Source organism: Alkalihalobacterium sp. APHAB7, assembly GCF_048323755.1.
Classification (GTDB): Bacteria; Bacillota; Bacilli; order Bacillales; family Bacillaceae_F; genus Alkalihalobacterium.
This window is the reverse complement of the sequence record NZ_JBLWFS010000041.1, coordinates 1-23,081: the sequence shown is the minus strand read 5'-3', so window position 1 is coordinate 23,081 and position 23,081 is coordinate 1. Positions and strand designations below refer to the sequence as shown.

Below are 23,081 nucleotides of genomic sequence, written 5' to 3'. Positions count from 1 at the left end.
GGCTAATCTCTTGTGTCCAACATTACAACAAAGTACATGCTTAGTATAAAATTGAACCGCCGTATACGGAACCGTACGTACGGTGGTGTGAGAGGTCGGAGGTTAATCACCTCCTCCTACTCGATATGTTTTCAAAAAGAAAAATTAGGAGTGAGTAAGATGTCTGATGTATTGCAAATTACATTTCCTGATGGTGCTGTAAAGGAGTTTCCTACGGGAACATCGACAGAAGATATTGCAGCTTCCATTAGTCCAGGATTAAAGAAAAAATCCATTGCAGGTAAATTTAATGGTGAGTTAGTCGATTTACGTACACCTCTTCATACAGATGGGAAAATTGAAATTGTTACTCAAGATTCGATTGACGCTTTAGAAGTGATGCGCCATAGTACAGCTCACTTATTAGCTCAAGCGGTTAAGCGGCTTTTTGGAGACGTGAAGCTTGGTGTCGGACCTGTTATTGAAAACGGGTTTTACTATGATATTGATAGCGAAACACCGATTACGGCTGAAGACTTACCGAAAATCGAAAAGGAAATGAAGAAAATTGTTAATGAAAACTTAGACATCAACCGTGTAGAAGTTAGCCGAGATGAAGCGGTGGATCGTTATAAAGAAATTGACGATCCGCTGAAACTTGAACTGATCGAAGCGATTCCTGCGGAAGAAAAAGTAACGATTTACGAACAAGGTGAATTCTTTGACCTTTGTCGTGGGGTTCACGTTCCATCGACTGGAAAAATAAAAGAATTTAAATTGTTAAGTATTGCGGGTGCCTACTGGCGCGGAGATAGTAAAAACAAAATGCTTCAACGTATTTACGGTACAGCTTTTTTCAAAAAAGCAGATCTAGACGAACACTTACGCTTACTAGAAGAAGCAAAAGAACGTGATCATCGTAAATTAGGTAAAGAGCTTAGTTTATTTACGAACTCACAAAAAGTAGGACAAGGCTTGCCATTATGGCTTCCGAAAGGCGCGACTATTCGTCGACTAATTGAAAGATACATCGTGGATAAAGAAGTTCGCTTAGGTTATGACCACGTTTATACACCAGTTCTCGGTAGTTCAGAACTCTATAAAACGTCTGGTCACTGGGATCATTATCGCGATAGTATGTTCCCTGTGATGGAAATGGATAATGAAGAGCTTGTGCTTCGTCCAATGAACTGCCCTCACCACATGATGGTGTATAAGCATGATATTCACAGTTATCGCAAATTGCCTATTCGAATTGCTGAACTTGGAACGATGCATCGTTATGAGATGAGCGGTGCGGTTACAGGGTTGCAACGAGTTCGTGGAATGACGTTAAATGATGCACATATATTCTGTCGTCCAGATCAAATTAAAGACGAATTCATTCGAGTCGTCCGTCTAATCCAAGAGGTGTATAAAGATTTCGGTTTGAACAATTATTCTTTCCGACTATCGTACCGAGACCCTGAAGATAAAGAAAAATACTTTGACGATGATGAAATGTGGAACAAAGCTCAAGGTATGTTAAAAGATGCGATGGATGAGCTAGATGTAGAGTACTTTGAAGCTGAGGGAGAAGCAGCGTTTTACGGACCAAAGTTAGATGTTCAAGTGAGAACAGCATTAGGAAAAGATGAAACGTTATCTACGGTTCAACTGGACTTCTTGCTACCTGAGCGTTTTGATTTAACATATGTCGGTGAAGATGGAAAACCTCATCGTCCTGTCGTTATTCACCGTGGTGTCGTTTCAACGATGGAGCGTTTTGTTGCCTTCTTAATTGAAGAATATAAAGGCGCGTTTCCAACTTGGCTTGCTCCAGTTCAAGTTCAAGTGATCCCAGTCTCTCCTGACGTTCACTTAGAGTATGCAAAACGTGTAACTGAAGCCTTACAGGCAGAAGGTATTCGTGTAGAAATTGATGAGCGAGATGAAAAAATCGGATATAAAATCCGTGAAGCCCAAATTCAAAAAATTCCTTACATGCTCGTTTTAGGTGATCAAGAAATTGAAAACGAAGCGGTAAACGTTCGTAAATACGGAGAACAGAAGTCTACTTCCGTTCCACTAGTTGACTTTGTAAGTGAACTAAAACAAATTGTGGAACAGCGTGGAAAATAAGTTACAGTGAAGGTTGACTCTCGAGGGAGTCAGCCTTTTTATGTATGTAGCTATGTAAAATAATGCTGTTGATATCCGTTGATTCTAGACTCATCGTGTGAAATTTTAATTTCCCACGCCTTTCAGGAATGAGCCAAAAATCACCAATACTCCTTAAGAGCGCTATTTCTTTATAAACATTTAGGTTTACTGAGTTAACAAAAAGGGAATAGGTTGTTTATGAAAAAAACAAAAACGGTACTATAGTATGATAATATTAAAATTCGACGAGTACTAACTATTTTATTTTCAGATTAAAATTATTGACAAAAAAACGCTGTTTTTATCAAGAAAAGTCGATTACAATAAGATAGTAGCTTAGGTTTGATGATGACAGCCTAAAGGGTAAATGCCACTCTCATCTAATTTAACACTATACTGAATATAGGTATTTAGAATTAGGTGTGAGCTAAGCGCCCCATGTGGGCAATGAGGGGGAGGATCTGTGAGTAATAATATCGGCAATGAACAAGGCTTACTCACAATTTTTGAAAAAGTAAAACAAAACATAGAGAAATTAGAACTGAACGATGAAACTATGAGAAACTTGCAACAGTTGGATGATTATGCAAAGGTCTTGAATGACTCTTCAATTTTAGCGGTGACAGATGGAGACGGAACCATTGTTGATGTTAACGATACATTTTGTAAAATCTCGCAATATTCTCGGTCTGAACTAATTGGAAAAAACCATAATGTCTTAAAATCTGATTATCATAGCAAAGCGTTTTATAAGGACTTATGGGATACGATAAAGAGCGGTTTGGTTTGGGAAGGGGAAATCAAAAACCGTCGGAAAGATGGGACTTTCTATTGGGTGAAGACCGCGATCTATCCATTTTTAAATGATGACGGAACACCCTATAAATTCATATCAGCAAGAACAGATATTACGAAGGGAAAAAATTATGAACAGCGTCTACGAGAGCGACTAAAAAATGATTTTAAGCATGTAGTCAAAAACCTTCATAATTTAGTGTTTAAAGTTGAAAAGCGAAACCGAGAATTTGTGTTTACATTATTTGATGGTCAATTAGTTAATGTTCTAGGACTACAAAGTAAAGACATCATCAACAAATCGATTAATGAAGCTTTTTCAGGTCATATACGTGATGTGGCAGAAGGTTATTTCGACACAGCGTTTAAGACAGGTGAAAACATTTCGTTTGAATTCATAGACAATAATAGATATTATCATGTCACATTATCTCCGATCCTTAAAGATGGGTCGGTAGCTGCTATTGTCGGTTCTGTCAGTGAATTGACAGAATTAAAGCAATCCGAGTTAAAAATAAAGCATATGGCATACCATAACCATATTACTGATCTTCCGAATCGTATGAAATTAATTGAAGACTTAAAAAGCGAGTTGGAGAAAGCATCAAAAGGAAAACAGGTTAATTTAGGTGTGATACTGGTCGACCTTGACCGTTTTAAACAGATTAATGATACAGCGGGTCATTTAGTTGGTGATGCCGTCATCGTTGAAGTTGGAAAAAGGTTCTCGAATCTATTCTTATTTGACTTAGTAAAAGAAATAAAACTGTATCACTTAGGTGGAGACGAATTTGTTTTTCTAATTAAACATTTCGATAAAGAAGGTGTAAGCGATATAATCTCACGCTTATATCAAACATTAGAAAAACCTTTTGTTTATAAGAACGTTGATTTTTATTTAACATTAAGTGCTGGTGTCGGTTTATATCCTTTAACTAAGGAGATAGATGATGAAGAGGAGCTACTTAAACAAGCAGATTTAGCACTACTAAAAGCTAAAGATGAAGGACGTAACTCATGCAGAATTTATACACCGCAAATGAACGAACAACTGATTAGAAAAATTGAGATTGAAAGTGATATTCGTAAAGCATTAGAGCGGGATGAGTTTGTGCTGTTTTTTCAACCACAATTAAACTTAAAGTCCAATCAAATGATTGGTGTGGAGGCACTGATTCGTTGGATCCATCCAACAAAAGGATTAATTTCACCAGCCGAGTTTATCCCGGTTGCAGAGGAAACAGGCCTTATTATACCGATTGGTGATTGGGTATTAAGAAAGGCTTGCGACTACTTAAATGAGTGGAAAGCTGCAGGAATTAATCATATCAAAATGTCGGTTAATATAGCGACAAGCCACTTTAAGCGGCGTGACTTCTCTGAAAATGTTATAACGATATTAAATAACGCAAACGTTAATGGAAATAAAATAGAATTAGAAATTATTGAAAGCAGCTTGATGGAAAATACGGAAGATACGGCGCTTACACTAAAAAAATTGAGAGCACATAATGTCGGTATATCAATTGATGATTTCGGAACAGGGTATTCATCGTTAGGGTACTTAAAGTCGTTTCCAATTTCGACTTTAAAGATAGATCAATCGTTTGTTAGAGATATTATGAACAATGGTGAGGATCGAGCGATTGTGTCTGCAATTATTAATTTAGCAAAAAATTTAAAGCTCGAAGTGGTTGCTGAAGGAGTAGAAACAGAAGAGGCACTTACGTTTCTAAAGAGTAAACATTGCGATATTATGCAAGGCTATTATTATAGCAAACCATTACCCGCTAATCAGTTCATTGAATTTATTAGCTAGGCTCTTCACGTTGTGCGTGAAGGTTTGAAAATTACGGTCCAAAAGCAACAAAGTAGACGAAAACATTCTTTAGGTAACAGGAATTTTTGAATTCTATATTTGACATCGTGCCTAAGCTGTGATAAATTAGTAAAGTAATTTAATTAAGGACATTTACAAGCAGGAGCGCCCGCTTCTCACCTGATTGACGCTAGAGCTGTTAACAGGTTTTGATTAGTTTTTAAAGGATCAGTGTGGGCGTAGTATGCGTTCACACTTTTTTTATTGAAAAGAATGCTAAATATCAACAAGACTTTAATGTAAAATTGGTATACCAACATAGACACATACCTTTTTAAATGAAGTCTTTGAGAACTAGCGCATGAATGCTTTGTCCGTGTTAAACTCACTTGGAGGTGGCTCATTATTAGTAAGGACATGTTGATCAATGAGGCCATTCGCGCCCGTGAAGTACGTCTCATCGGTCCAAATGGCGATCAAATTGGAGTTAAGTCGAAACAAGAAGCTTTAGAAATGGCACAACAGGCAAACCTTGATTTGGTTATGGTTGCTGCAAATGCAAAACCACCAGTGTGCCGTATCATGGATTTTGGTAAGTTTAAGTATGAGCAGCAAAAGAAAGACAAAGAAGCTCGTAAAAATCAAAAAGTGATTAATATTAAAGAAGTACGTCTCAGTCCGACGATTGAAGATAATGACTTTAATACAAAACTTCGTAATGCGAGAAAGTTCCTTGAAAAAGGTGACAAAGTTAAAGCTGCTATACGTTTCCGTGGTCGTGCAATTACTCACTCTGAAATCGGCCGTAAAGTATTAGAACGATTAGCGACAGAGTGTGAGGACATTGCGATTGTTGAGGCAAAGCCTAAAATGGAAGGCCGAAGCATGTTCTTAGTACTTGCTCCTAAAAGTGATAAGTAATAGTACGCCAACGAAGAACGATTAAGGGAGGAATAAACAAATGCCTAAAATGAAAACTCATAGAGGCGCTGCTAAGCGTTTTAAGAAAACTGGTTCTGGTAAGTTAAAGCGTTCGCACGCATTTACAAGCCACTTATTCGGTAACAAGTCTCAAAAACAAAAGCGTAAGCTTCGTAAAGCAGGAATGGTTCATTCTGGTGACTTCAAACGTATTAGAGAAATGTTAACATACAAAAAATAATTGCAAAAGCTAAAGAAACAAGGAGGGAACTACTATGCCAAGAGTAAAAGGCGGATATGTAGCTCGTCGTCGTCGTAAAAAGGTATTAAAGTTAGCAAAAGGTTACCACGGTTCAAAACACCGTTTATTTAAATCAGCACAAGTACAGGTAATGAAATCATTCTTATACGCTTACCGTGATCGTCGTCAAAAGAAGCGTGACTTCCGTAAATTATGGATCACTCGTATTAACGCGGCTGCTCGTATGAATGGATTATCATATAGCCGTTTAATGCACGGTTTAAAAGTTGCTGAAATCAACGTTAACCGTAAGATGCTAGCTGACTTAGCGGTAAACGATGAGCAAGCATTTGCAGAATTAGCTACAAAAGCAAAAGCAAGCTTAAACGCATAAGTAAAACTAACTTAGTGGTTGTTTCGACTAACTAATTAGTGAACGGTTATATAAAATAAACAATAGAGGGTACTGGTATATTTACTAGGCCCTTTTTTGTATCTCTTTACACAATTTGATCAAAGGTGAGAACGATGTTATATATTGCTTCATATTTTATTGGTGTAAGTATTATTGGTTTTTTGTTAATGGGTTTGGACAAACGTCGAGCAGTTAATGGAAACCAGCGAATTTCGGAACGAACCTTTTTACTGTTTGCCTTAATCGGTGGTTCTATTGGGATTTACTTTGGAATGAAGCAATTTCGGCACAAAACGAAAAAGTCAAAGTTTAATTTGGGTATACCTGTTATCATCGTTGGTCAAGTCATCCTATTACTCTTTCTTAATTCGTAAGAATGAAAATTTGAATCCTACCTCAATCTATGTTTTCATAGAATAAAATAAGGTGGGTTCAATGAAAGGGGGAATGTAGTGGAACAGTCATTGGATTCCATTCAGTTTGTTATTGAGGAAAGTGGATGGTTAGCCCCTCTATTCTTTATTTTACTGCATGTTCTAAGGCAAGTTTTCTTCATACCTGTTATTCTTGTTTGCTTATTAGGTGGATATTTATTTGGTGTTTTTTATGGAACGATCTATTCCTTAATAGGTTTAACGTTTACTAGTCTAGCATTTTATGTGATTGCAAAAAAGTTTCCTAAAGTAACGACAAAGCTTTTTTATTTAAAAAAGAAATATTTCGGGTCGTATCATCGAATGAGTTTAGTGCAAATGTTCATTATTCGTTTAATGCCCTTTATTCATTTTCATTTAATTTCTTTATATTTGTTAGAGATGTCTAAAAACGTGAAGGAATATACGAAATACTCCTTTTATGCATGTATACCACCAGCATTTGTTTTCACTGCTTTTGGACATATGATTCATGAAATGCCGCTCGCAATCAGTTTAACGTTAGTTGGTGCCTTATTCGTAGTTTTTACAATTCTCGGTAGAAGAGAAGTAACGTACAAGTGGCATGATTTTTTTGCAACAAAATCATAAAAGGGAGAACAGTGCTTAGAGCAACTATTCTCCCTTTTTCTTTAGGAATTCCTTTACCGGGCTTTTCCATTCAATTTCTGCATTTGGGTAATGAATAAGTATTTCCTTTTCAATCACTTCAAAATCCTCTCGGTCTAACCCTTGAAGTAATTCAGGATTTTTCACCCATACTTGAGCCGAAATGACTTCAAATGCTTTATCCGTCGTGCCTAAATATTTTTCCCCTTCAAATAAAACCCCTTTATAGGTGACAAAGAAATTCTTCCGTACATTTTGCTTTTCGTCATGAAAGTGAAATTGCTTCTTTTCATGAGCAAGTTCAAATTTTCGTTTAGGGTTTGTAATGTATTTAATTGCACTATATATAATGACAATAAACGCAATAATGATTAGTAAACGAAACAATATGACCATTGATAACTCCTCCTATTTTTGGTCTAGACATTCTTTCTCTTATAGAGGTTGTTCAAAAAGTCCGGGAAAAATATCTGTCGAATTTCTTTGTCAGCTTGCTCTTCTGCGCTTCCTTGAACTTCTCGGATCTTTTTGTCCTCCTTTTTGAACACATACTTATATACGATTGAAACGAAAAAAGGTTGCACATTTGCTATAATATTAGTAATTATTTTTTGTATCAATTTTATTTTATCTTATACTACAAAGAAAAAGAATGAAAGTATTTAGAAGGAGAGAAACGATTGTGAATTTGAAAAAACTATTTGATATGCAGCGACAGTTAAATGAACGTATTATAAAAGAGCATCAGCTCGAAGAACGGAATTTGTTAGCTGAACAAATTTTAGCACTAGAAGTCGAACTGGGAGAGCTAGCGAATGAGACAAGGTGTTTTAAATATTGGAGCAACAAACCGCCGGCTGAGCGTCATATCATATTAGAAGAATATGTAGATGGGCTTCATTTTATCCTGTCGTTAGGAATTGTCCTGAAATTTGAGGATATTCAGGTACATCCGAAACACGAAGAAAAGACGAAAACATTAGTTCAAGCTTTCCAGCGGGTATACGATTTAATTACGAAATTGCATGAGCACCAAACCTATGAGAGTTATATGGAACTATTTGATGATTATTTAATTCTCGGTGAAAAATTAGGGTTTTCGACTGACGAAATGGAGCAAGCTTATTATGATAAGAATGAAGTAAATCATCGTCGCCAAGATGAAGGGTACTAAGCTTTAAAAGGTGATTGTTTGAGTATCGAAACACACTCGTTTATACTAGAGTTGAATACATATAAGGGAGGACATTTACTTATGGCAAAATTAGATCCAACTTTACAAATGTTAAAAGAATTAACAGATGCTAACGGAATTCCTGGTAATGAAAAAGAGCCGCGTGACGTGATGAAACGCTTTATTGAGCCTTATGCGACTGAAGTTTATACTGATAACTTAGGAAGCTTAATCGCTAAGAAAACGGGTTCTCAAGAAGGACCAAAAATTATGGTAGCCGGACATCTCGATGAAATCGGTTTCATGATAACGAGCATTGACGATAAAGGCTATCTGCGTTTCCAAACAGTCGGAGGTTGGTGGGAGCAAGTTATGCTAGCACAACGTGTGACGATTATGACGAAAAATGGTAATGTCCCAGGTGTTATCGGCTCGAAGCCGCCGCATATTCTTTCTCCTGAAGTACGTAAAAAGCCTGTTGATAAAAAAGATATGTTCATTGACATTGGTGCGTCAAGTAAAGAAGAAGCAATGGAGTTTGGAGTTCGCCCTGGAGATGCAGTCGTTCCAGTTTGCGACTTTACCGTAATGAAAAATGAAAAGTACTTAATGGCGAAAGCGTGGGATAACCGTATCGGTTGTGCGATTGCGATTGAAGTACTTAGACAATTAAAAGATGTAGATCACCCTAACACTGTATACGGTGTAGGAACTGTTCAAGAAGAAGTGGGTCTACGCGGGGCTAGAACTTCAGCTCACCTTATTCAACCAGATATCGGTTTTGGTGTCGATGTAGGTATCGCTGGTGACACACCAGGAGTAAGTGAAAAAGATGCACTTGCTAAGATGGGTGAAGGTCCACAGATCATCATGTATGACGCATCAATGGTGTCTCATAAAGGATTAAGAGACTTTGTTACTTCAACCGCTGAAGAAAACAACATTCCATACCAATTTGATTATGTAGCAGGCGGAGGCACAGACTCAGGAGCAATTCATTTAACGGCTAACGGGGTTCCGTCACTGTCAATTACGATTGCTACTCGTTATATCCACACACATGCAGCTATTCTACATCGTGATGACTTTGAAAATGCTGTAAAGCTAATTGTTGAGGTTATTAAAAAGTTAGATACGGATACAGTGAAACAAATTACATTTGATTAATAAAGAAAAGCGGAAGGTGTCTGCTTATCGGCGACAAGCGCTGGAGGGCTAACAAAATGTGTCCTGCCTTTGGACACATTTGATAGACCGAAGCGACCTCGAGCCGATGACACCTGCAGCTAGACAACTTCGAAATGTTAACTTGTTATCTGCAAAGAAAAAATCCGGCGAGATTCGCCGGATTATTTTTGTAGCCCGTTCGTAATTTGTGAAACCACCTGATGTTTTTGGTCCTCACTTGCATTTCTCCAATACACTTCAAATAACACTCCTAAACCTGGCAACATTTTTTCTTCACCACTTGCCATTGCATCTGTAATGGTAGCTTCGACTTGGTCCTGACTGCTTCCTTGGACATTTGCTAAAATAGCACCTCTTAAATTAAAGCTCATCGCTAAGCACTCCTTCGCTAAGTAAATATTAAATCTTTCCTAGTTTGTGATATTTTTTTAGGGATTATGTATAATTTGGAGGGTATAATTATAAAAAAGAGAGGTAGTTCAAAAAGTCCGGGAAAAATAACTGAGAAAGTTGATCTTCGACTAAGGGCCCCACGTCCTGTGGGAACGTCGAAGTCACCACATCCTGTGGAAGCTCGTTGGTTTGCTTCTGCGGCGCTCACGTATTAAAAGCATACGCTGTGCTCCTCGAAGCTGCACCGCCTCGAAGTTCTTGGTTCTTTTTGTCCTCCTTTTTGAACATATAGTAGATGCATTTTGATAATGATAGGAGTTTGTAATGAATCGTATTGAATCAGCTAAAAACCCGAAAGTAAAACAGTGGAAAAAGTTACATACAAAAAAAGGCCGCGATACGGATAATCAATTTTTGATTGAAGGAACGCATTTAATAGAGGAAGCTCGGATATCAGGTATAGATCCTATAGAATTGATCATTTCTGAAGAGTATGCCGTTCCAAAAAACTGGTCTGATTGGCAAGTGCCCATTACATACGTTACGGATCGTGTTATGATCGAGTTAAGTGAGACGAAATCTCCACAAGGCGTCATTGCTATCTGTCAGCAATTTGAACATCAACTCATTCCAAGTCAAGGGCGATACTTATTACTAGATGCCGTACAAGACCCAGGAAATGTTGGAACTATTATCCGCACAGCAGATGCTGCAGGTGTTGATGGAATTGTTTTAGGAGAGGGATCAGTCGATCTTTATAATGGAAAAGTCATTCGTTCCACCCAAGGTTCCTTGTTTCATTTACCGATTGTAAAAGGTAATTTGTTGGAGTGGATTGAAAAACTGAAGACATTGGATATTCCAGTTTACGGAACAGCTCTTGAAAATGGACAAGATTACAATCAAATAGAGTCACCATTTTCATTTGCTTTAATCGTTGGTAACGAAGGAGAAGGGGTTTCTAAGGAGTTTTTAGACGAAACGGATGCCAATTTATATGTACCCATCTATGGCCAGGCGGAGTCGTTAAATGTAGCGATTGCTACTGCCGTGTTACTGTATGGATTAAGAAAAAAATAAATGCACTTGCACTGTGTGTCATTTTTTTCTATACTTTAATAAGTTTAATATTACATAATTCAATATTGTCAAAAGCGTTGAAGGAGAGTAGTAGTCGGTCACTCACCATCTAGGGAGGAAATGTCTTAGACTGAAAGCATTTCTATGGATGAAACAGGTGAATTCACTCTTGAGCTAGCACCGGAACATAAGATGGTTATATTTTATATAGATCTTATTAAGGTGTTATCGGTTAATCCGTTATCTAATGAAGTGAGCAGTAGATTTTTCTATTGCTAATAAGGGTGGTACCACGAGCCATCGTCCCTTAGTTTGGGGCGATGGCTCTATTTATTTTTAGCTTACACTTTTCTTACAAGGAGGAAATATACATGAAAGATCGTTTAGAAGGTCTAAAGAACGAAGCGCTTGAAAAAGTAGTACAAGCCGACTCTTTAAAAGCATTACAAGACATTCGTGTCGCTTACTTAGGAAAGAAAGGTCCAATTACTGAAGTATTACGAGGAATGGGTCAATTATCAGCTGAAGAACGTCCACTCATTGGACAAATGGCTAATGATGTTCGTGCAGCTATTACTGAAAAGCTAGAACAAAAAGAAACACAATTAGAAGCTGAAGAAGTGGAACGAAAATTAGCAGAGGAAAGTATTGATGTTACACTTCCAGGCCGACCAGTAGTAAAAGGCGCTCGTCATCCGTTAACTGACGTTGTTGAACATGTTGAAGATGTGTTTATTGGAATGGGATTTGAAGTCGCTGAAGGGCCTGAAGTAGAAACAGACTACTATAACTTTGAAGCATTAAACTTACCGAAAGACCATCCGGCTCGTGATATGCAAGATTCTTTTTATATTACAAATGAACTTTTATTACGGACGCATACCTCTCCTGTACAAGCTCGTACGATGGAAAAGTATAAAGGGCAAGGTCCAGTTAAAATCATATGCCCAGGAAGAGTATTCAGACGTGATGACGATGATGCGACGCACTCTCACCAATTCATGCAAATCGAAGGTCTCTACATCGATGAAAATGTACGTATGAGTGATTTGAAGGGTGTACTAGATACATTTGCAAAACAATACTTCGGTGAAGATCGTACAATTCGTCTCCGCCCAAGTTTCTTCCCATTTACAGAGCCTTCAGTTGAAGTCGATGTTTCTTGTGGGATCTGCGGTGGTAAAGGCTGTCGAGTATGTAAGCAAACCGGCTGGATTGAAGTACTTGGAGCTGGGATGGTTCACCCACGTGTACTTGAAATGGGTGGCTTTGATCCGAAAAAGTATAGTGGCTTTGCCTTCGGTATGGGTGTTGAACGCTTGGCAATGTTAAAGTACGGCATTGACGATATTCGTCATTTCTATACGAATGACTTACGTTTCTTAGAACAATTTAAACAGGTATAAGAGGAGGAGAGAACATGTTAGTTTCTTATAAGTGGCTTCAAGAGTATATCGATGTAGCTGATTTAACGCCGAAAGAAATAGCGGAAAAGTTGACTAAAGGCGGGATTGAAGTAGACATTATTCATTCCCTTAAAAAAGGAATGAGCGGAGTGGTAGTTGGACATGTAGTGGAATGTACTCAACACCCGAATGCTGATAAATTACGTGTGTGTAAAGTAGATGTAGGCGCAGAAGAACATTTGCAAATTGTTTGCGGTGCAGCTAATGTTGGGGCGGATCAAAAAGTAGCTGTAGCAACAGTAGGTGCTGTTCTACCAGGGAACTTCAAAATCAAAAAAGCAAAGCTTCGCGGCGAGTTATCACAAGGGATGATTTGTTCACTTCAAGAGTTAGGAATTGAAGGAAAGTTGATTCCAAAGGAGTTTGCTGAAGGGATATATAATTTTCCGGCAGATGTTGAACCTGGTCAAGATGCACTTGAAGTCCTTAACTTAACAGATGAAGTGTTAGAATTAGATTTAACGCCAAATCGTTCAGACTGTTTAAGTATGTTAGGCGTTGCCTATGAGATGGCTGCATTGTTAGGTCGTGAGGTGAAACACCCAACAATAGCTGAAAGTTCAAGTAGCGAAAAAGCATCTGATTATGTTTCAGTTCAAGTGGAAGCATCAGAAGCCAACCCTTATTACGGGGCTAAAATTATTAAAAATGTAAAAATCGGACCATCACCGTTATGGTTACAAAACCGTTTAACAGCTGCTGGCATCCGTCCAATTAGTAATGTTGTCGATGTAACAAACTATGTACTAATTGAATACGGTCAACCACTTCATGCTTTTGACTATGATCGTTTTGGATCAAAGGAAGTAGTTGTTCGTCATGCGCGTGACGGAGAAGAAATTGTGACATTGGATGATGAAACCCGAAAGCTAAGCGCTGATCACTTAGTCATTACAAACGGGACAGAAGCAACGGCAGTAGCTGGTGTAATGGGTGGAGCAACTTCTGAAGTACAAAATGATACAACGACAATTCTATTGGAGTCAGCCTATTTTAATAGCCAAACGGTTCGCAGGGCTTCAAGAGATTTAGGTCTTCGCAGTGAGTCAAGCATGCGCTATGAAAAAGGTGTAGATCCTAAACGAGTGCGTGAGGCAGCTGAACGTGCAGCTCAGCTCATTGCAGAGTTAGCAGGTGGAGAAGTTGCAAGCGGTATTGTTGAAGTAGACACATTAAATATAGTGGAGCGAGAAGTAACGATTTCAACTGAACAAGTCAATCGACTTCTTGGAACAAGCTTAACAACTGAAGATATCGCAAAAATCTTTGACCGACTTCAATTCTCCTATGTACAAAATGGAGAAGCCTTCGATGTAACGGCTCCTACACGACGAAATGATATTTCGATCACAGAGGATTTAGTTGAGGAAGTAGCGAGGTTGTTCGGTTACGATCATATTCCAACAACTTTGCCAATCGGATTGACAACTACAGGAGGATTAACAGACTATCAAGCTGGTCGCAGAAAAGTCCGTCAGTCTTTAGAAGCAGCAGGCCTTTATCAAGCGATCACGTATTCTTTAACAACTCCTAAGAAAGCCACAGGTTTAAGTAATGAAAATGAACACTTAACACCAGTTAAACTTTCGATGCCAATGAGTGAGGATAGAAGTACGTTAAGAACGAGTCTGATCCCTCATTTATTAGATGTAATCAGTTACAATTTAAACCGCAAAGTCAACAATGTGGCCATCTATGAAGTAGGTTCCATCTTCTTATCAGAAGAAAAAGAAGTAACAAAGCAACCGACTGAAAAAGAAATGGTGGCAGGGGCGTTTACGGGTATTACACATAGTCATTTATGGCAAGGTGAAAAGAAAGTAGTAGACTTTTTCGTAGCAAAAGGTGTGGTCGAAGCACTAACTTCCGAGCTCGGTTTAAGTCACTTAATTGCTTTCGAACAAACGAAAAAGCCTGGACTCCACCCTGGACGTACAGCTTCGATCGTACTAGATGGAAGTGAAGTCGGGTTTATCGGTCAAATTCATCCAACGTTACAAAAAGAATTAGACTTGAATGAGACGTATGTGTTCCAAATGGACCTTGAGCAATTGCTAAACTACAAGCAAGACGATGTAGCTTACGAGCCAATTCCGCGGTACCCTTCAATTTCTCGTGACATTGCTCTCGTTGTGGATGAAGCGGTTCATGCAGGAAAAGTACAACAAGTGATCGTCACTGCTGGTGGCCAATTGTTAAAGAACGTACAATTGTTTGACCTATATCAAGGCGAGCATATGGAATCCGGAAAAAAATCGTTAGCATTTTCACTAACGTATTTTGATCCAGAGCGCACGTTAACGGATGATGAAGTTAGTCAAGTTCATCAAAAGGTTCTAGATCAATTAAAAACAGAAATCGGTGCAGAGCTGCGAGCATAGCTCTAAAGAAAAGGCAGATGGAAAGCAGTATCAAATTCCATCTGCCTTTTAATTGTCAATCACTTGTGAAGATAAAAATGATAAGAAATTATCCTCATAAATCATGAATAGGCTTGGCTTTATATTTTCAACAACGACGCTTCATGTTATGATAGAACTTAAGATTTTTCAAATTGCTAATTATGGAAGTAGTAAGAAGCCATAGATCGTGATAGGAGGCTTTTTGGGTGTCAGAGGAGAGAGAAACTGAACGAACTCGCACGACTGTATCAATATACGGCCAGCAATATACAATTGTAAGTGAAGAGGGCGATGCGCATGTTAAAGAGGTTGCCCAACATGTCGATCAAAAAATGAAAGAAATCAGAAAGCGCAATACATTGTTAGATACAACTAGACTAGCAGTTTTAGCTGCACTTAATGTCGCTGACGATTATGTGAAAATGACTAAAAAGCTAGAACAACTAGAAGCGAAATTAAAGGAAGAGGACAAAACAGATGTTTAGTTTACTAATATTTTTTATATTAATTAGTAGTTTTTTCATTGGATTGAAAAGAGGATTCATCCTTCAACTCATCCATCTCGTAAGTTTTTTTGTGGCATTAATTGTAGCTTACCTCTATTACGGGGAACTAGCTTCATATATTCGCTTATGGATCCCGTATCCTCAATTTTCGAGCGATGGCGCATTTTCTATGTTTATAGAAGCATTTAATTTTGAAAGTGTATATTATTCAGGTATAGCTTTTGCGATACTATTTTTCGGTACGAAAATCGCTTTGCATATTATCGGCTCGATGTTAGATTTTGTTGCACATTTACCGATACTACGTACGATCAATGGTTGGCTTGGAGGAATTCTATGTTTCTTAGAAGCGTATTTAATTCTTTTTATCGTTCTTCATGTTGCAGCGCTTTTACCGATTGAGTTTATTCAAGAACAGTTACAAAAATCTTCACTTGCACATCTGATCTTAGACTATACTCCATTTTTATCAAGTTGGATTAAGGAAATTTGGATTAATAATACGTTGTAAAAACTGGGCGTGGTACAAATGCTCAGTTTTTTATTTGATTTTTGCCGACTATTATTTGTATGATCATTAAGATAGTAACTTTTCAAAAGTATAACGTTCACAATTTGGCTAATAAAATGTTGAATTCGGACAATAAAATTTTAAAACGGACAATAAAATTGGAATTTGGACAATAAAGTATCAAATCGGACAATAAACGTTCGAATAGACGATCAATAATAGACCTAGCGTAAAGTGAGAAGCTTCTGCAAGCTTCACAGGTAACAAAAAAGCTGAAAATAAAGAAAGGACGAGGAATGTGAACAAGAAAGAAGTAATAAAAGTACTCGAACTTATAGCAATATATATGGAAATTAAAGGTGAGAACTCTTTTAAGGTTTCAGCGTACCGTAAAGCGGCTCAAGCGTTAGAAAGTGACGAGCGTACATTAGCTGAAATTGAGGATCCTTCGAAATTGAAAGGAATTGGTAAAGGAACAAGTGAAGTCATCCTAGAGTTAAAAGAAAATGGGACATCTTCCTTACTAGAAGAATTACAAGCCGAGTTACCTTCGGGCTTAATTCCATTATTAAAATTACCCGGCTTAGGTGGTAAAAAAATCGGGAAGCTTTATCAAGAATTAAATGTAACCGATCTTGAGAGTCTGCGAGAAGCTTGTGAGTCGAAAAAGGTCCAAGTACTAGCAGGCTTCGGTAAAAAGACAGAAGAAAAAATACTTGCAGCGATTGAAGAAGTGGAGAAGCGTCCCGAACGGTTTCCAATCGCTTATGTTCTTCCGATTGCAGTTGAAATTGAAAAGCAGTTAGCACAATTCGAGCAGATTGAACGATACTCAAGAGCAGGCAGCTTACGAAGATTGAGGGAAACCGTAAAAGATCTTGATTTTATCATCAGCACGAACGCCCCTGAGAAAGTAAAAGAACAGCTGTTAAGTCTTCCGCGTATTGTCAACGTCATTGCTGCAGGGAACACGAAAGTATCAGTAGAGTTAGGATACGACTATCCTGTAGGAGTGGACTTTCGTCTTGTAAAACCACATGAATTTGCAACGACACTTCATCATTTTACTGGTTCAAAGGATCATAACGTGAAAATGAGGCAGCTTGCAAAAGAACGTGGAGAAAAAATTAGCGAGTATGGGGTTGAAAATGTAGAAACAGGTGAAATAAAAACATTTGAAACCGAAGAGCAGTTTTTCAGTCATTTTAACCTATGCTTTATCCCGCCGGAAGCTCGTGAAGATCAAGGAGAAGTAGAAACTTCGAGGGAGACGTTAGATCTCATTGATATTAAAGATATAAAATCGGATTTACACATGCATACAACTTGGAGTGACGGGGCTTACTCGATTAAAGAAATGGCTGAAGCCGCTCGTGCCAAAGGGTATTCGTACATTGCGATTACCGATCATTCGCAATATTTAAAAGTTGCAAACGGGTTAACAGAAGAACGTTTGCTAGAACAAATGAAAGAAATTAAACGAGTGAATGAAGAATACGACGACTTTAAAATTTTCACAGGAATAGAGATGGATATATTACCCAATAGTACACTTGATTTCTCAGATGAACTATTAGAGCAAGTTGATTTTGTCATCGGCTCGATCCACTCTTCTTTTTCACAGGACCGTGAGACGATTATGAAACGATTAACGACAGCATTACGTAATCATCATGTAGACTTAATTGCTCATCCAACGGGTCGCTTAATCGGAAGGCGCAGTGGGTATGATGTGGATATTGAGATGCTCATTCAATTAGCGAAAGAAACGGACACTGCTCTTGAGCTTAATGCAAATCCGCATCGACTGGACCTGTCAGCAGAGTGGCTAAAGAAAGCACAAGACGCAGGAGTTAAACTGTCAATTAATACCGATGCCCATCATTCCGATCATTTTGATTTTATGGAAATTGGTGTAGGTGTAGCTAGAAAAGGAATGATAAAAAAGGAAACGGTTATTAATACGTTCACGAGAGAAGAATTTGAGCGATTTATTAACCGACATCACTAAATACGTATAGTGAGGAGAAAGGAGCAAATGCTCGTGCAAGAAAGAGTTATTAGAGTTTTAGAATATGAAAAAATGAAGAAACAACTTGTAGAACATGTTTCATCATCATTAGGAAGATCGAAAGTAGAACAGCTGATACCTTCTACTTCCATTGACGAAATCTCCCAAAGACAAAATGAAACATTTGAAGGAACAAAGGTCTTACGTCTGAAAGGACAAGTTCCTTTAGGTGGTATATTTGATATAAGAGCAAGTGTGAAAAGAGCAGGTATTGGCGGATCTTTATCCCCGTCCGAGCTTATAGAAATAAGTAGTACCATATATGGTGGCCGCAGGTTTAAGCACTTTATAGAAGACTTAGCGGAAGATGGAGTTGAAATTCCGTTATTACAACAGTTAGCAGAAAATATTGTTCCGTTAACTGATCTTGAACGTGCCATTAAACAATGTATCGATGATTATGGTGAAGTTTTAGACTCAGCGAGCCCAGCTTTACGAACGATCCGCCATCAAATTCGTAGCTATGAATCTGGAATACGCTCAAAGCTAGAAAATATTATTCGCTCTTCATCAACGCAAAAAATGTTATCAGATGCATTAATTACGATTCGTAATGACCGCTTTGTTGTACCTGTAAAACAAGAGTACCGTGGATCATTCGGGGGAATTGTTCACGATCAATCTGCATCAGGAGCCACATTATTTATTGAGCCACAAGCTGTCGTTACAATGAATAACCAGCTTAGGGAAGCTAAAGCAAAAGAGACGAAAGAAGTTGAACGGATTCTAGCTGAACTATCAGCACATGTGGGTGAACATACTGAAGAGTTACTCGTGTATGTCGATATTTTAGGAGACGTTGATTTTATTTTTGCAAAAGCTCACTATAGTAAGCGCCTTAAAGCCGTTCAGCCGAAATTGAATACGGATGGACAAGTACAGCTGTTTCAAGCAAGACATCCGCTCATACCGGATGAAGAAGTTGTACCGATTGATGTGGAGTTAGGGAAAACCTTTTCTTCTCTTATTATTACAGGACCGAATACGGGCGGGAAAACAGTTACATTAAAAACGATTGGTTTATTGACTCTCATGGCACAATCCGGATTGCACATACCCGCAGAAGAAGGGTCAGAAACTGCTGTGTTCCAAATGGTTTTTGCTGACATTGGGGATGAGCAATCCATTGAACAAAGCTTAAGTACTTTTTCATCTCATATGGTTAATATTGTAGATATCTTAAAGAAGGTGGACCATGAAAGCCTCGTCTTATTCGATGAGCTTGGAGCTGGAACCGATCCAACAGAAGGGGCGGCCCTAGCGATTGCTATTTTAGATCATGTATATCGTTGTGGTGCGAGAGTGGTTGCCACAACCCACTATAGTGAATTGAAAGGGTACGCTTATAACCGTGAAGGCGCAATGAACGCTAGCGTGGAGTTTGATGTTGAAACACTACGTCCGACGTACCGTTTATTAATTGGTGTTCCTGGGCGAAGTAATGCGTTTGCGATTTCAAGAAGACTCGGTCTATCTGAAGAAATTATTGACTTAGCGAAAGCACAAATTAATACCGAAAACAGTCAGATTGAAAACATGATTGCTTCACTTGAAGAGAGCAAAAAGTCTTCACGAGCTGAATGGGAAGAAACGATAAAGCTTAGGGAAGAAGCTGAAAAATTACGGAATGATCTTATCGAGAAGCTAGAGTTACTAGAAGATGAAAAAGATCAAGTGTTGTCTGAAGCTGAGGAGAGAGCAGAAGAAGCTGTAAAAAAAGCGCGTCAAGAAGCAGAAGGAGTCATAAAAGAGCTTCGTATGCTGCAAAAAGATGCAAATTTAATCAAAGAACATCAGCTCATTGAGGCGAAAAAGAGATTAGAAGAAGCAACGCCTATGTTAAAAAATAAGAAACAACAAAAAATAAAGAAGGCAGCGAAACGACAAGAATTGAAGCCTGGGGATGAAGTTAAAGTCCTTAGCTTCGGACAAAAAGGCCATATCGTTGAAAAAGTAAATGAGAAAGAGTACCAAGTACAATTAGGTATTATGAAAATGAAAGTGCAGATCGACGATATTCAATATTTAGATCGACCGAAGCCAGTTGAAACGAAGCCATTAGCGACTGTAAAAGGAAATGACCATCATGTAAAACCAGAACTCGACTTAAGAGGACAAAGGTATGAAGAAGCGTTATTAAAACTAGAAAAATACCTAGACGATGCGTTACTAGCTGGGTATCATCAAGTTTCAATTATTCATGGAAAAGGTACGATGGCTCTAAGAAAGGGAGTTAAAGAATACCTTAAAAAACATCGACATGTTAAATCTTCACGAGATGGGGGCATGAATGAAGGTGGTCTCGGAAATACAGTTGTTGAATTTAAGTAGATAGAAGGCGGTTAAGTGATGGGGAATTTATTTGAAAATGTTTATATTCAAACCGCAGCTTACTACAGTGTATCCGTACTTGCAATTATCGTGTTTTTAGCGGTGTTTGAACTCGTAACGAAATATAACAATTGGGAGGAAATTAAGAAGGGGAATATCGCGGTTGCCTTGGCAACCGGTGGGAAAATATTTGGGGTTGCTAATATTTTTAGGTATTCAATTCTTCATAATGATTCTTTACTAGAAATGCTTGGTTGGGGAATCGTTGGTTTCATTTTCCTCTTATTGTGTTATTTCATGTTTGAATTTTTAACGCCAAGTTTTAAAGTCGATGATGAAATTGCTAATGATAACCGTGCGGTAGGATTTATTGCGATGACCATTTCTGTAGCTCTTTCATATATCATTGGTGCTAGTATTATTTCTTCGTAATTGGAGTAGGAGGAAAAGTTTTGGAAACACTTTGGAAAGTACTTTATATTTTATGTGGAGTTTTTATACTAATAGGAGTTATTTTTATGGCGTTTAACTTATAGAATAATACTATTAGAGGATGTTCAAACACGCACTTTTAAGAGAAAAAAAGAAGCGATAGAGACATTTTTATATGTTTTTGTCGCTTTTTTCTAAAAATTTTAAAAAATTAGTTTAAATTTGTAACCGTTTACACTACAATAGAGTATAGAGAGGGAATGGTTTGGAAAGGAGACGAATATAAAAGGGAGGTTATTAACTGTGACTACTACAGTTGAAAAGCGTTGGCTTGAGCATTACCCAGCAGAAATACCTACATCGATTCAATATCCTGAAAGGAGTCTTCAATCGTTCTTAAAGGAAGCTGCAGAGCAGGTACCAGAAAAGAAGGCAATCCACTTTTTAGGAAAAGAATTATCGTACCAGGAGCTTTATACTTTATCAAAGAAATTTGCAAACCAACTACAAGGAATTGGAGTAAAAAAGGGTGATCGCGTAGCTATAATGCTAGCAAATACTCCTCAGTCTGTCATCTGCTACTATGGAGCACTCATGGCAGGAGCTATCGTAGTTCAAACCAATCCACTATACGTTGAGCGAGAAATTGAACACCAGATGAATGACTCTGGCGCAAAAGTCATTGTTTGTCTTGACTTAGTATACCCGCGTGTGGCAAAAGTTCGTAATAAAACGAACCTTGAACATGTTATTGTCACAGGCATAAAGGACTTTTTACCTTTTCCTAAAAATTTAATTTATCCATTTATTCAAAAGAAGAACACAGGTATTACCGTAAATATTACGTATGATGCAAAAACATTAAACTTTGCTGAATTTCTTAAAGCTGGTTCTGAAAAAGAACTAGATATTAAAATATCGCCTAAAGAAGATTTAGCACTTTTACAATATACGGGTGGAACAACAGGTGTAGCGAAAGGTGTTATGCTTACTCACCATAATTTAGTCACTAATACAACTCAATGTTTACATTGGATGTATAAGATGGAGAAAGGCGAAGGACGGGTTCTTGCGGCATTACCTTTCTTCCATGTTTATGGAATGACGGTTATTATGAATGTTTCAATTATGTATCAGTCGAAAATGATTGTTGTTCCAAAGTTTGAACCAAAAGACGTATTAAAGACGATTGATAAGCAAAAAGTTACGATTTTCCCAGGTGCCCCAACGATGTATGTGGCATTGATTAATCATCCGGAAATCAAAAATTACGACTTATCTTCAATTGAAGCTTGTCTGAGCGGTGCTGCTCCGTTGCCACTTGAAGTTCAACAGAAGTTTGAACAGTTAACAGGCGGAAAACTGGTTGAGGGATACGGTTTAACCGAAACGTCTCCAGTAGCGATTTCAACACCAATTTGGGGTAAACGTAAAGAAGGAAGTATCGGTGTACCTTGGCCGGATACAGAGGCTGCTGTTTTATCAGCTGAAACTGGTGAATTTTGTGAGCCTGGAGAAGTTGGTGAAATTATCATTCGCGGCCCGCAAGTTATGAAGGGATACTGGAATCGGCCAGAGGCGACGGCTGCAACGTTCAAAGACGACTGGTTCTTAACTGGAGATATGGGGTACATGGATGAAGACGGCTATTTCTATATTGTAGACCGTAAAAAAGATATGATCATCGCAGGTGGATTTAACATTTATCCTCGTGAGATAGAGGAAGTTTTATATGAGCATGATAAAATTCAAGAGGCAGTTGTTATTGGTGTTCCCGATCCATATCGTGGTGAGACGGTTAAAGCATTTGTTGTGCTTAAAGAGGGTACTAGTTTAACAGAGGATGAATTAAACAAATACTGCCGTGAGAATTTAGCTGCCTATAAAGTTCCGAAACTATATGAGTTTAGAAGTGAATTACCGAAAACTTTAATTGGTAAGATCTTAAGACGTGTTCTTGTCGACGAAGAAAAAGCCAAGTTTGCGGATAAAGCAAGTGAGGACACAAAACAAACTTCATAAGAATAAAAAAGCAGCTGTCCCAATAAACTGTACCCTATAGAGTAGACATTAAAAAAAGTCTACCTATAGGGTACTTTTTTGTATAATTAAAGAAAAATGGGGATTGGGGAAAGTACAATGAGTAAAAAGATATTTACAGAGTGCGAAATT

General features: G+C 38.0%; 20 protein-coding genes and 2 other annotated features. Of the genes, 18 read left to right on the top strand and 2 right to left on the bottom strand.

What is annotated here, in order from left to right:
• The first annotated feature begins 159 nt into the window (after positions 1-159).
• The 7 genes from thrS (at position 160) to ACNSTQ_RS21905 (ending at position 7,337) form a co-directional block, all read left to right on the top strand.
• On the top strand, positions 160-2,100 hold the full coding sequence (gene thrS / locus ACNSTQ_RS21935) for a threonine--tRNA ligase (protein ID WP_418201884.1): 1,941 nt from the start codon (positions 160-162) through the stop codon (positions 2,098-2,100).
• A 484-nt stretch (positions 2,101-2,584) separates the two neighbouring features.
• Complete coding sequence (locus ACNSTQ_RS21930) at positions 2,585-4,735, top strand: EAL and GGDEF domain-containing protein (RefSeq protein WP_418201883.1); 2,151 nt, start codon at positions 2,585-2,587, stop codon at positions 4,733-4,735.
• Between the two features lie 151 nt (positions 4,736-4,886).
• Positions 4,887-5,003: a sequence feature (ribosomal protein L20 leader region), on the top strand.
• 149 nt (positions 5,004-5,152) lie between these two features.
• The gene (gene infC / locus ACNSTQ_RS21925; RefSeq protein WP_418201882.1) at positions 5,153-5,656 is read left to right on the top strand and encodes a translation initiation factor IF-3; all 504 of its coding nucleotides are present in this window, start codon (positions 5,153-5,155) and stop codon (positions 5,654-5,656) included.
• Between the two features lie 40 nt (positions 5,657-5,696).
• Positions 5,697-5,897: a 50S ribosomal protein L35 gene (gene rpmI / locus ACNSTQ_RS21920; RefSeq protein WP_034627113.1), complete on the top strand. Its 201-nt coding sequence runs from the start codon at positions 5,697-5,699 to the stop codon at positions 5,895-5,897.
• Between the two features lie 34 nt (positions 5,898-5,931).
• On the top strand, positions 5,932-6,291 hold the full coding sequence (gene rplT, locus ACNSTQ_RS21915; protein ID WP_418201881.1) for a 50S ribosomal protein L20: 360 nt from the start codon (positions 5,932-5,934) through the stop codon (positions 6,289-6,291).
• A gap of 134 nt (positions 6,292-6,425) precedes the next feature.
• Positions 6,426-6,686: a DUF1294 domain-containing protein gene (locus tag ACNSTQ_RS21910; RefSeq protein ID WP_418201880.1), complete on the top strand. Its 261-nt coding sequence runs from the start codon at positions 6,426-6,428 to the stop codon at positions 6,684-6,686.
• Between the two features lie 78 nt (positions 6,687-6,764).
• The gene (locus ACNSTQ_RS21905) at positions 6,765-7,337 is read left to right on the top strand and encodes a TVP38/TMEM64 family protein (RefSeq protein WP_418201879.1); all 573 of its coding nucleotides are present in this window, start codon (positions 6,765-6,767) and stop codon (positions 7,335-7,337) included.
• Positions 7,338-7,361: 24 nt separating this feature from the next.
• Here ACNSTQ_RS21905 and ACNSTQ_RS21900 read toward each other — a convergent pair whose 3' ends face one another.
• Entirely contained in the window at positions 7,362-7,751 is a 390-nt protein-coding gene (locus tag ACNSTQ_RS21900) for a sigma-w pathway protein ysdB (protein WP_275116992.1), read from the bottom strand.
• A gap of 286 nt (positions 7,752-8,037) precedes the next feature.
• Here ACNSTQ_RS21900 and ACNSTQ_RS21895 point away from each other — a divergent pair, with 286 nt between their 5' ends.
• Together ACNSTQ_RS21895 and ACNSTQ_RS21890 are read left to right on the top strand one after the other, a co-directional pair.
• Positions 8,038-8,529: a dUTP diphosphatase gene (locus tag ACNSTQ_RS21895; RefSeq protein ID WP_418201878.1), complete on the top strand. Its 492-nt coding sequence runs from the start codon at positions 8,038-8,040 to the stop codon at positions 8,527-8,529.
• 81 nt (positions 8,530-8,610) lie between these two features.
• On the top strand, positions 8,611-9,696 hold the full coding sequence (locus ACNSTQ_RS21890) for a M42 family metallopeptidase (protein WP_418201877.1): 1,086 nt from the start codon (positions 8,611-8,613) through the stop codon (positions 9,694-9,696).
• Between the two features lie 182 nt (positions 9,697-9,878).
• Here ACNSTQ_RS21890 and sspI read toward each other — a convergent pair whose 3' ends face one another.
• A complete protein-coding gene (sspI, locus tag ACNSTQ_RS21885; protein WP_418201876.1) occupies positions 9,879-10,088 on the bottom strand; it encodes a small acid-soluble spore protein SspI in 210 nt (69 codons plus the stop codon).
• A 346-nt stretch (positions 10,089-10,434) separates the two neighbouring features.
• On the opposite strand from sspI, the gene ACNSTQ_RS21880 reads away from it, so the two are divergent.
• From ACNSTQ_RS21880 to ACNSTQ_RS21840, 9 genes are all read left to right on the top strand, one after another.
• Positions 10,435-11,190 carry a TrmH family RNA methyltransferase gene (locus ACNSTQ_RS21880; RefSeq protein ID WP_418201875.1) on the top strand — a complete coding sequence of 252 codons (756 nt, stop codon included), beginning with the start codon at positions 10,435-10,437 and terminating at the stop codon, positions 11,188-11,190.
• Between the two features lie 68 nt (positions 11,191-11,258).
• Positions 11,259-11,501, top strand: a binding site (T-box leader).
• A gap of 60 nt (positions 11,502-11,561) precedes the next feature.
• Positions 11,562-12,596 (top strand): phenylalanine--tRNA ligase subunit alpha, encoded by a 1,035-nt coding sequence (gene pheS, locus ACNSTQ_RS21875; RefSeq protein ID WP_418201874.1) that lies wholly within the window; start codon positions 11,562-11,564, stop codon positions 12,594-12,596.
• A 14-nt stretch (positions 12,597-12,610) separates the two neighbouring features.
• On the top strand, positions 12,611-15,037 hold the full coding sequence (gene pheT, locus ACNSTQ_RS21870) for a phenylalanine--tRNA ligase subunit beta (protein WP_418201873.1): 2,427 nt from the start codon (positions 12,611-12,613) through the stop codon (positions 15,035-15,037).
• A 227-nt stretch (positions 15,038-15,264) separates the two neighbouring features.
• Positions 15,265-15,543 carry a cell division protein ZapA gene (gene zapA / locus ACNSTQ_RS21865; protein WP_418201872.1) on the top strand — a complete coding sequence of 93 codons (279 nt, stop codon included), beginning with the start codon at positions 15,265-15,267 and terminating at the stop codon, positions 15,541-15,543.
• Positions 15,536-16,075, top strand: coding sequence for a CvpA family protein (locus ACNSTQ_RS21860; protein ID WP_418201871.1), 540 nt, complete (start codon positions 15,536-15,538; stop codon positions 16,073-16,075). The genes zapA and ACNSTQ_RS21860 overlap by 8 nt, the downstream gene beginning before the upstream one ends.
• Positions 16,076-16,373: 298 nt before the next feature.
• Positions 16,374-18,086 (top strand): DNA polymerase/3'-5' exonuclease PolX, encoded by a 1,713-nt coding sequence (gene polX, locus ACNSTQ_RS21855; protein WP_418201870.1) that lies wholly within the window; start codon positions 16,374-16,376, stop codon positions 18,084-18,086.
• A gap of 27 nt (positions 18,087-18,113) precedes the next feature.
• Positions 18,114-20,477 (top strand): endonuclease MutS2, encoded by a 2,364-nt coding sequence (locus ACNSTQ_RS21850; RefSeq protein WP_418201869.1) that lies wholly within the window; start codon positions 18,114-18,116, stop codon positions 20,475-20,477.
• 18 nt (positions 20,478-20,495) lie between these two features.
• Positions 20,496-20,909, top strand: a complete 414-nt coding sequence (locus ACNSTQ_RS21845; RefSeq protein ID WP_418201868.1) for a DUF350 domain-containing protein — start codon at positions 20,496-20,498, stop codon at positions 20,907-20,909.
• Between the two features lie 303 nt (positions 20,910-21,212).
• Positions 21,213-22,931: a long-chain-fatty-acid--CoA ligase gene (locus tag ACNSTQ_RS21840; protein ID WP_418201867.1), complete on the top strand. Its 1,719-nt coding sequence runs from the start codon at positions 21,213-21,215 to the stop codon at positions 22,929-22,931.
• Positions 22,932-23,081: the final 150 nt, after the last annotated feature.

What these genes read in the sequence shown, in the direction of transcription:
- rplT (WP_418201881.1), top strand. Translation starts at nt 5,932, where the DNA reads ATGCCAAGAGTAAAAGGCGGATATGTAGCTCGTCGTCGTCGTAAAAAG.
- ACNSTQ_RS21890 (WP_418201877.1), top strand. Translation starts at nt 8,611, where the DNA reads ATGGCAAAATTAGATCCAACTTTACAAATGTTAAAAGAATTAACAGAT.
- ACNSTQ_RS21910 (WP_418201880.1), top strand. Translation starts at nt 6,426, where the DNA reads ATGTTATATATTGCTTCATATTTTATTGGTGTAAGTATTATTGGTTTT.
- rpmI (WP_034627113.1), top strand. Translation starts at nt 5,697, where the DNA reads ATGCCTAAAATGAAAACTCATAGAGGCGCTGCTAAGCGTTTTAAGAAA.
- ACNSTQ_RS21900 (WP_275116992.1), bottom strand. Translation starts at nt 7,751, where the DNA reads ATGGTCATATTGTTTCGTTTACTAATCATTATTGCGTTTATTGTCATT.
- ACNSTQ_RS21845 (WP_418201868.1), top strand. Translation starts at nt 20,496, where the DNA reads ATGGGGAATTTATTTGAAAATGTTTATATTCAAACCGCAGCTTACTAC.
- thrS (WP_418201884.1), top strand. Translation starts at nt 160, where the DNA reads ATGTCTGATGTATTGCAAATTACATTTCCTGATGGTGCTGTAAAGGAG.
- ACNSTQ_RS21880 (WP_418201875.1), top strand. Translation starts at nt 10,435, where the DNA reads ATGAATCGTATTGAATCAGCTAAAAACCCGAAAGTAAAACAGTGGAAA.
- ACNSTQ_RS21860 (WP_418201871.1), top strand. Translation starts at nt 15,536, where the DNA reads ATGTTTAGTTTACTAATATTTTTTATATTAATTAGTAGTTTTTTCATT.
- infC (WP_418201882.1), top strand. Translation starts at nt 5,153, where the DNA reads ATGTTGATCAATGAGGCCATTCGCGCCCGTGAAGTACGTCTCATCGGT.
- ACNSTQ_RS21850 (WP_418201869.1), top strand. Translation starts at nt 18,114, where the DNA reads ATGCTCGTGCAAGAAAGAGTTATTAGAGTTTTAGAATATGAAAAAATG.
- pheT (WP_418201873.1), top strand. Translation starts at nt 12,611, where the DNA reads ATGTTAGTTTCTTATAAGTGGCTTCAAGAGTATATCGATGTAGCTGAT.
- sspI (WP_418201876.1), bottom strand. Translation starts at nt 10,088, where the DNA reads ATGAGCTTTAATTTAAGAGGTGCTATTTTAGCAAATGTCCAAGGAAGC.
- pheS (WP_418201874.1), top strand. Translation starts at nt 11,562, where the DNA reads ATGAAAGATCGTTTAGAAGGTCTAAAGAACGAAGCGCTTGAAAAAGTA.